Source organism: Paenibacillus sp. sgz302190 (genome assembly GCF_059820445.1).
Map to the genome: position 1 here is coordinate 63227 of NZ_JBZYAO010000041.1, position 7595 is coordinate 70821.

A 7595-nucleotide genomic window follows, 5' to 3' on the forward strand; every position below is an offset into this window, starting at 1 on the left:
GCTGGGCAGAGAATATATGACAATATACACTGAGCAAAAATATGTATTTTAAGCGGCAGCAAACGGAAAGTGGGGTGCTCCTGATGAGTTCCATGGATAAAACGATGAAGTTCAACGTGAAAGCGGAAGAAATCGAGACATCACCGAAAGAAGTGTTGTTAGCGGTCTACGATGCTCTTCAGGAAAAAGGGTATAATCCGATCAATCAGATTGTCGGTTACTTGCTTTCCGGAGATCCGGCGTACATTCCCCGGCACAATAACGCCCGAAGCTTGATCCGCAAGCGCGAGCGAGACGAGCTGATCGAGGAATTGGTACGTTCTTATCTGGGCCAGCATAAATAAAAGGAAAAGAGAACCTGCATGAGATGGATGGGCCTGGATTACGGGGACAAAACGATCGGGGTGGCGGTCAGCGACGAAATGGGCTGGACGGCCCAGGGGCTGGAAGTCATCCAGCGCCGCAAGCCGGAACAGGACATGGAGCGTCTGGAAGCGATTCTGCGCGAATATAACGTTACCGAGATTGTCGTCGGTTTGCCTAAAAATATGAACAATACGATTGGTCCGCGAGGCGAGATCGCGATTGCTTTTTCCCGGGATTTGCAGCAAAGATTGAATGTGCCTGTGCATCTGTGGGATGAGCGGCTTACGACCGTAGCCGCTACGCGAACGCTGCTCGAAGCCGATGTGAGCCGGAAAAAGAGAAAGGCGGTCATCGATAAGATGGCCGCGGCTCTTATTTTGCAAGGATATATGGATGCCAATACGAAGAGGTGAAATGAACATGTCCAAAGAAGAATTGCGTGAGGAAGAACCGGAAATCATTTATATCCCTGACGATGACGGCAACGAGGAAGAGTTCGAGGTCATCATGAAATTCGAAGTGGACGGTTCCGACAAGAAGTACATGATGGTCGTTCCGCTTGACGGCGGGGAAGAGGAGACAGACGAAGTATACGCTTTCCGTTACGAGGAAGACGACGACGGAGAAGATCTGAAGCTGTTCACCATCGAGGACGAAGAGGAATGGAACATTGTGGAAGAAACGTTCAACACCTTGATGGCCGAGTTTGAAGAGGAAGAAGAGTCATGAGCGTAACGCAAACGGATGTGTTGCGGAATGCTTATGGGGATGATATCATTTTGTTTGACGAGCAAAACGAATCGACGGTTTATCGTCTTCTGACGGAATTCGTTCACGGCGATGTGATATATGCCGTTCTGCAATCCGGCGAACTGAAGAAGGAAGATGAAGTCGCCATCTTTAGGGTGGTTCAGGGAGCGGATCAGCAATATGAGCTGGAAACGATCGAAGACGACGATGAATGGGAAACGGTATCGGAGCTCTACGACGAAATGATGTTTCCGGTGAAGGATGACTTGTAAGAGCGTACACCCGAGCGGAGTGCATCCGCTCTTTTTTGTTTTGTCAAACAGGGCATAATGTAGGGAGAACTGCAGGAGGATGGTCGTGAACCAGATGCTGGATGAACAAGGTGAATTTAGTAAGCCACAGCGCAGCAAGGTTAAGGGTGTGCTGCTGATCGGCGGATTGGTTTTGCTGCTTATCGCCGGGGGAGCCGGGGGGATCGGCTTGTATATCTCGAATGCGCTGCAGCCCGTGGCTCCGGCTGACCAGGATGTTAAAATAACGATCCCGCAAGGCGCCGGTTCTTCGCAAATCGCAAGCTTGCTGGAAGCGGACGGGCTGATCAGGAACGGTTCGATATTTACTTATTATTTGAAATGGAAGAAGCAGGGGGCGCGTTTTCAAGCGGGAGAGTACAGCATGAAGCCCGGCATAACGCTGGATCAAATCATTGACAAGCTGAACAAAGGCGAAACGGTAAAGGAAGACGTCATCCGTATTACGATTCCCGAAGGATACACCGTCCAGCAAATCGCCGCGAAGCTGACTGAGCAGACGTCATGGAGCGCCGACGCTTTCCTCAAGTTGACCGATACTCCGTCCCAGTTTCAGGCGAGCTCGATCGCGTCTCTTCCGGACAACAAAAATTTGCGGCACCCTCTGGAAGGATATTTGTTTCCCGAGACTTATGAATTTAAGCAGGGGACAACCGAGCAGGAGTTTGTAGAGCGGACGCTGGAGGAACTTGATAAAAAGCTGGCGGCGCTGCCGCCGGACTGGAAGGATAAGCTGAAGGAGCGGAATTTGACGATCCATCAACTGCTGACGGTCGCTTCGCTGATCGAGCGGGAGGTTGTTGTCGATGAGGAGCGGCCGCTTGTGGCCGGCGTCATTTACAACCGCTTGAGCAAAAACATGCCGCTGCAGATCGACGCGACGGTGCAGTATTTATTCGATAAGCCTAAAGAACGGCTGCTGGAAAAAGATTTGCAAATTCAAAGCCCTTATAATACGTACTTGAATCCGGGGCTGCCGCCGGGGCCTATCGCCAGCCCGAGCCTGGCTTCGATCAAGGCTGCCCTGTATCCGCAGGAAACCAAGTATTTGTATTATGTAACGAAGAAAGACGGCACGAAAGGCCATTTGTTTGCAGAAACGTTTGAAGAACATAAAAAGAACATTGCGGCAAGCAAAAAAGCCGCCAATTGACCAGGATCGCCATGATCGGACAGATGTTCGGAAAGAAGGGTATACATGAAGAAACCGGAGTTATTGGTTAGCTGCGGCTCCGTCGATGAGTTGAAAAGATTGGTCGAAGCGGGCGCGGACGCCGTCCTCGTCGGGGAAGAACGCTACGGCCTGCGCCTCCCGGGCGAAGTGAAGCCGGAGGAATTGGGCCAGGCGGTACAATGGGCGCACGATCGCGGGGCGAAAGTTTACGCCGCGGTCAACAACATTTTTGACAACGACAGCCTGGAACAACTGCACGGCTATATCGAGCAGCTGCAGCGGATGGGAGTCGATGCGATCGTATTCGGCGATCCGGCTGTGCTGATGGCCGTACGGAATTTGCCGAAGCCGGTGAAGCTGCACTGGAATGCGGAGATGACATCGACGAACTATGCCACCGCCAATTATTGGGCGAATCAGGGAGCTTCGCGCGTTGTTTTGGCCAGGGAGCTGAACATGGAGCAGGTGCTTGATTTTAAACGTCATGCGCTTTTGGAAGTGGAAGTGCATGTGCACGGCATTACGAACATTTATCACTCCAAGCGCGAGCTGGTGAAAAATTATATGGAGCATCAGGGGAAAGCGGATGCGTCCCGTGAGGACCGTTCATTGGGCCGCGGCTTGTTTCTTATCGAGCATGAGCGGCGCGATCAGCGCTATCCGATCTACGAAGACCGGAACGGCACTCATATTATGAGCTCTGAAGATGTTTGTATGCTGGAAAACTTGCCGGAGCTGATGGATGGCGGCGTGGACTGCCTGAAAATCGAAGGCTCGCTCAAATCGCCGGAGTACAACGAAGCGGTTGTACGAAGCTACCGCGCGGTAATTGACAGCTACGCAGCCGATCCGGAACGCTATGAGTTCAAGGAAGAGTGGCTGGACAGCATTCGGAGCTTGCAAGATCCCGAACGCGAACTGTCGTATGGCTTTTTTTATAAAGAACAGGTTTATTGAGAAAGGAAGGTGGCATCATGACTATGGCGGCTGTAGCAGCTAGAGCCAGAGGCAAGCGCGTAAGGCTGGACAAACCGGAGCTGCTGGCTCCGGCCGGAAGCTTGGAAAAGCTGAAATTTGCGATCCATTACGGAGCGGATGCCGTATATATCGGCGGGCAAAAATACGGACTGCGCTCCAATGCGGACAACTTTACTTTGGAAGAAATGCGCGAGGGCGTGCAATTTGCTAAGGCTTATGGAGCAAAAGTGTTCGTTGCGACGAATATTTACGCGCATAATGAAGATATTGACGGGCTGGAGCCGTATTTGCGCGGCTTGCAGGAAGTCGGAATTTCCGCGATCATTGCCGCGGACCCGATTATTATGCAAACGGCCAGGAAAGTGGCACCCAAGCTCGAAGTGCACCTCAGCACCCAGCAGTCGACGATGAACTGGCAGGCCGTCAAGTTTTGGAAAGATCAGGGCATCGAGCGCGTCGTATTGGCGCGGGAAGCCAGCATGAAAGAGATCGATGAAATCAAGCGGCATGTAGATGTGGAAATCGAAGCGTTCATCCATGGCGCGATGTGCAGCTCCTACTCGGGCAGATGTGTGCTGTCGAACCATTTCACCGACCGCGACTCCAACCGCGGAGGCTGCTCGCAATCGTGCCGCTGGAAATACGATTTGTTCGCCAAGGACCAGCCTTTGGCAGGGCCTTTGGCAACCGATTTGCCGCTTTTCGGAGCGGAGGACGACGCTTTTACGATGGGCTCCAAAGATTTGAGCATGATCGAACACATTCCGGAGATGATCGAATCGGGAGTGGACAGCTTTAAAATCGAAGGGCGCATGAAAAGCATCCATTACGTCGCGACGGTTGTAGGCGCGTACCGGCAGGCGATTGACGCCTATTTTGACGATCCGGACGGCTATGAACTGAAGCAGGTTTGGCTTGACGAAATTCATAAAGCGGCCAACCGTCCGCTGAATACAGGATTTTTCTACGAGTCCCCGGGACCTGAGGACCATATTTATGAGCCTGAAGATAAAGCCGTAGGATTTGACTTTGTAGGTTTGGTCATGGACTACGACGCAGAGACGGGCACGGCGGTCATCCAGCAGCGAAATCATTTCAAAATAGGACAGGAGATCGAGTTTTTTGGGCCCGAGGGCACTCATTTCAAGCAAAAAGTCGAAGCGATCACCGGCGAAGAAGGCCAGCTTCTGGACGCGGCCAGACATCCTTTGCAAATTGTAAAAATCAAAACGGCCCAACCCGTGAAAAAATGGGACATGATGAGAAAAAAAACAGGTAAATAACTTGATGGAAGCTTCCTCCGGCTGTATGGTTCAGGGGGATGCTTCTTTTTTTTCAGCTTCGAAAAACTTCCATGGAAGGTTATCTCATTTTTTGCTCGTTAATTAGAGGATATTGTTAAAAAGTGTCGAAAATTTAGTGTTATAATAAGAGTGAAACCCTTTTCAAACAGATTTTGAATTCCTAATCAAATCATGCTAATCAGAATCTAATGGTGGTGACCTGTGTGAAGAATGGACCTAATCAGTTTACGTCAGCTTTAGTCAAGTTCGGAAAGTCGTGTTGGAAAGCCATTCGTCAAGTAAAATGGGGACGATTGGGCCAACTATTGAAGCGTACGGGGGTGAGCGGATGGAGAATGATGCGGGAGCTTCATTTTGAAAATCCGGTGAAATCCGTAGGGATGAAGCTTTTCCTGATGTTTTTTGCAAGTATTTTGTTCTTTGTCCTGATCGTCGGGATTATTTCTTACTCCGTTTCGAAAAATGTTATTAAAGGCAAGGTTTCCGAATCCAACGTTGAGACGCTTACACAGGCCGGACAAAAGCTCGACTTCCTGTTCCAGACTTTCGATGATGCGTCGCTGCAAATTATGCTGAACAAGGATATTCAGGATATTCTCGATAAGCAGGCGAAGGTCGACCCGAGCACTTATGATTATTTAGACCTAACCCGCCAACTGTCGGAGAAATTAAACGTCATTATTTTTTCCAACAAATCGATTAAGACGCTTCACCTTTATAAGCCTGATGGCTCCCTGATTACGATAACCGGAGCGGGCGGCAGTACGCTGGTCGGCAATGTGAAGGATCAGGACTGGTTCGCAAAAGTTAATGAAGCCAACGGTAAAGTGGTCTGGCTGGACAGCAAAGTCAACGGATATTCGACGAACTCCCCGGGCACGTTTGCCATCGGAAGGGTGCTGCGCAATACGTTGACGAACAACTCGTCTGCGATTCTGCTTTTGGAAATCAGCACCGATCTGTTGTATAAAGAAGTCAACGAAATCTCTCTCGGCGATGACAGTAAGATCGCTATTACAAACTCCTCGAACAAAGTGATCGCTTCGATCGCTAAGGAGACGGTGGAGAAAGATTCGGACATTCAGCTGACGAAAGAACAGATGGATAAAGATGCCGACTCGTTTACAACCAAAGACGACCATCTGGTTTCTTTTTACCGTTCGACGGTGTCCGGTTGGTATTTGCTCGGCGATACGCCGGTAAGCTCGCTGGTGAAGGAAGCAGGAGTCATTTTCAAATATACGATCTATGTGGCCATCGGTGCGGCTATCGCCGCCGTGCTAATCGGATTGTTCGTCGCAAGAATGATCGGACGGCCGCTCATTAATCTCCGCAACCTAATGCGGCAAGGAGCGCGAGGCAATCTTACGGTACGCGCCAATTATCAAACGAAAGACGAGATCGGCCAGTTGGGCGAAAGCTTCGATGTGATGATGCAGCAGATTACATCGCTCGTTCAGCAGACCAGCGCTTCGGCTCAGCAGGTGGCTGAAACCGCTACGGAGCTTTCGAATTCTTCGAAAGTAACGGCTACGGCCGCACGTGAAATTGCAGTAGCGACGGACGAAATTTCGGGCGGAGCGGCAGGGCTTGCCACCGAATCGGAAAAAGGGAACGAGCTTACGCAGCACATCGGCGTGCAAATGAAGCAGGTCATCGAGGCGAACCTGGAGATGGGAACGGCAGCCGCGGACGTGCAAAGCTCGAGTGAGCAGGGTACCAAGTACATGGGCGAGCTTATCGGCAAGACGAACTTAACGGAAGAAATGATACGCTCCATGGTCGATAAGGTCGACAGACTTAAAGACAGCACCCGGTCGATTCGTAAAATTCTCGAAGTGCTGAACAATTTAACCAAGCAGACGAATATTCTTTCGCTTAATGCAACGATCGAAGCCGCCAGAGCCGGAGCCGCAGGAAAAGGATTCATGGTCGTGGCCGACGAAATCCGCAAGCTGGCGGATCAATCCAGACAATCGATCGATATCGTTGGTCAAACGACGGAAACGATTCAAAAAGAGATCGATGAAACGGTAAAAGCGCTCAACAACGCCAGACCGATTTTCCAGGAGCAAATTTTGGCGGTTAAAGAAGCGGATACGATTTTCAAGCAAGTAACGAGCCATATGGGCGGTTTTATTACGCAGCTTAGCGCTGTGAGCGATTCAATCAGCACGCTGGAGCAGTCGCAGGTCGTGCTGTCGGATGCGATGACCAACGTAAGCGCAGTTGCGGAGGAATCGTTGGCAACATCCGAGGAGGTTGCATCGTTAAGCTCCGAGCAGCTCGGCATCAGCGAAGGGCTGGTGAAGCTGTCCGACAAGCTGGACCAGCTCTCCAAAACATTGAACGAGTCGCTTTCCAAGTTTGAAGTTGAGTAAATATACATAAAAAAGCTATCCCCTTGCGGTATGACGAGGGGGTAGCTTTTTTGTTGAAAGAGCGGCGCAGCGGGCTGTTGTAGGCTAGGCGGCTTTGTAGCGGGGAAAAGCCTGCTCAGGCTTTCTACGTGCATGCCGGCCGGTGAGGCGACGGTGCGAGCAAATTGTCGTACGGCGGCTTGTGTACTGGCCAAAAACCTGCAAAAGTGCAGGCTTTTGCGTAGGAAGCAGCCCGTTTTGAGGAAAAGCCTGCGATAGTGCAGGAATTTTCGTCCATGAGGAGGCTGAGCTTGAATTTCGGCAGAAAATCCTGCACATTTGCAGGAATTTA

9 protein-coding genes are annotated in these 7595 nt (G+C 50.7%); 8 read left to right on the forward strand and 1 reads right to left on the reverse strand.

Translation table 11 applies throughout. The features are described from left to right. Window positions 1-83: 83 nt before the first annotated feature. The 8 genes from AC6RNO_RS30605 (at window position 84) to AC6RNO_RS30640 (ending at window position 7264) form a co-directional block, all read left to right on the forward strand. Window positions 84-344, forward strand: coding sequence for an IreB family regulatory phosphoprotein (locus AC6RNO_RS30605; RefSeq protein WP_134753304.1), 261 nt, complete (start codon window positions 84-86; stop codon window positions 342-344). Between the two features lie 18 nt (window positions 345-362). Beyond that, the gene (ruvX, locus tag AC6RNO_RS30610; RefSeq protein ID WP_474680353.1) at window positions 363-779 is read left to right on the forward strand and encodes a Holliday junction resolvase RuvX; all 417 of its coding nucleotides are present in this window, start codon (window positions 363-365) and stop codon (window positions 777-779) included. 7 nt (window positions 780-786) lie between these two features. Continuing rightward, on the forward strand, window positions 787-1095 hold the full coding sequence (locus AC6RNO_RS30615) for a DUF1292 domain-containing protein (protein WP_474680352.1): 309 nt from the start codon (window positions 787-789) through the stop codon (window positions 1093-1095). Then, a complete protein-coding gene (locus AC6RNO_RS30620; RefSeq protein ID WP_474680351.1) occupies window positions 1092-1388 on the forward strand; it encodes a DUF1292 domain-containing protein in 297 nt (98 codons plus the stop codon). Before AC6RNO_RS30615 ends, AC6RNO_RS30620 begins: the two co-directional genes overlap by 4 nt. 79 nt (window positions 1389-1467) lie before the next feature. Next, window positions 1468-2580 carry an endolytic transglycosylase MltG gene (gene mltG / locus AC6RNO_RS30625; RefSeq protein WP_497107817.1) on the forward strand — a complete coding sequence of 371 codons (1113 nt, stop codon included), beginning with the start codon at window positions 1468-1470 and terminating at the stop codon, window positions 2578-2580. Window positions 2581-2625: 45 nt separating this feature from the next. Further along, window positions 2626-3558, forward strand: a complete 933-nt coding sequence (locus tag AC6RNO_RS30630; RefSeq protein WP_488434557.1) for a peptidase U32 family protein — start codon at window positions 2626-2628, stop codon at window positions 3556-3558. Between the two features lie 23 nt (window positions 3559-3581). Continuing rightward, window positions 3582-4862: a U32 family peptidase C-terminal domain-containing protein gene (locus AC6RNO_RS30635; protein WP_497107820.1), complete on the forward strand. Its 1281-nt coding sequence runs from the start codon at window positions 3582-3584 to the stop codon at window positions 4860-4862. 356 nt (window positions 4863-5218) lie between these two features. Further along, window positions 5219-7264 (forward strand): methyl-accepting chemotaxis protein, encoded by a 2046-nt coding sequence (locus AC6RNO_RS30640; RefSeq protein WP_497107821.1) that lies wholly within the window; start codon window positions 5219-5221, stop codon window positions 7262-7264. Between the two features lie 84 nt (window positions 7265-7348). On the opposite strand, the gene AC6RNO_RS30645 is transcribed toward AC6RNO_RS30640, so the two are convergent. Further along, window positions 7349-7595: hypothetical protein (locus AC6RNO_RS30645; RefSeq protein ID WP_497107818.1), on the reverse strand; the 247-nt coding region annotated here is incomplete at its 5' end.

What these genes read in the sequence shown, in the direction of transcription:
- AC6RNO_RS30605 (WP_134753304.1), top strand. Translation starts at nt 84, where the DNA reads ATGAGTTCCATGGATAAAACGATGAAGTTCAACGTGAAAGCGGAAGAA.
- ruvX (WP_474680353.1), top strand. Translation starts at nt 363, where the DNA reads ATGAGATGGATGGGCCTGGATTACGGGGACAAAACGATCGGGGTGGCG.
- AC6RNO_RS30615 (WP_474680352.1), top strand. Translation starts at nt 787, where the DNA reads ATGTCCAAAGAAGAATTGCGTGAGGAAGAACCGGAAATCATTTATATC.
- AC6RNO_RS30620 (WP_474680351.1), top strand. Translation starts at nt 1,092, where the DNA reads ATGAGCGTAACGCAAACGGATGTGTTGCGGAATGCTTATGGGGATGAT.
- mltG (WP_497107817.1), top strand. Translation starts at nt 1,468, where the DNA reads ATGGTCGTGAACCAGATGCTGGATGAACAAGGTGAATTTAGTAAGCCA.
- AC6RNO_RS30630 (WP_488434557.1), top strand. Translation starts at nt 2,626, where the DNA reads ATGAAGAAACCGGAGTTATTGGTTAGCTGCGGCTCCGTCGATGAGTTG.
- AC6RNO_RS30635 (WP_497107820.1), top strand. Translation starts at nt 3,582, where the DNA reads ATGGCGGCTGTAGCAGCTAGAGCCAGAGGCAAGCGCGTAAGGCTGGAC.
- AC6RNO_RS30640 (WP_497107821.1), top strand. Translation starts at nt 5,219, where the DNA reads ATGATGCGGGAGCTTCATTTTGAAAATCCGGTGAAATCCGTAGGGATG.